At 52.2% G+C, this 594-nt stretch carries 1 protein-coding gene; it reads right to left on the reverse strand.

What is annotated here, in order from left to right:
- Nucleotides 1–594: EF-Tu/IF-2/RF-3 family GTPase (locus HP459_RS23290; RefSeq protein WP_045135604.1), on the reverse strand; the 594-nt coding region annotated here is incomplete at both ends.

Below are 594 nucleotides of genomic sequence, written 5' to 3' on the forward strand. Positions count from 1 at the left end.
AGAACTTTAGCAACAACGCCCGCGCCAACGGTACGGCCGCCTTCACGGATTGCGAAACGCAGACCGTCGTCCATCGCGATTGGGTGGATCAGAGTCACAACCATCTTGATGTTGTCGCCTGGCATTACCATCTCTACGCCTTCTGGCAGTTCGATGGTACCGGTCACGTCAGTTGTACGGAAGTAGAACTGTGGACGGTAGCCTTTGAAGAACGGAGTATGACGGCCGCCTTCGTCTTTGGACAGAATGTACACTTCAGATTCGAACTTGGTGTGTGGCTTGATTGAGCCTGGCTTCGCCAGAACCTGACCACGTTCGATTTCTTCACGTTTGATACCACGCAGCAGAACACCAACGTTCTCACCAGCACGGCCTTCGTCCAGCAGTTTGCGGAACATTTCAACGCCAGTACAGGTAGACTTCGCAGTCTCTTTGATACCAACGATTTCAACTTCTTCACCAACTTTGATGATACCGCGCTCTACACGACCGGTAACAACGGTACCACGACCGGAGATGGAGAATACGTCTTCGATTGGCAGCAGGAATGGCTTGTCAATCGCACGCTCTGGTTCTGGGATGTAAGAATCCAGG

It is taken from the genome of Enterobacter sp. CM29, from assembly GCF_013179605.1.
In the GTDB taxonomy this organism is placed as follows: Bacteria; Pseudomonadota; Gammaproteobacteria; order Enterobacterales; family Enterobacteriaceae; genus Enterobacter; species Enterobacter intestinihominis.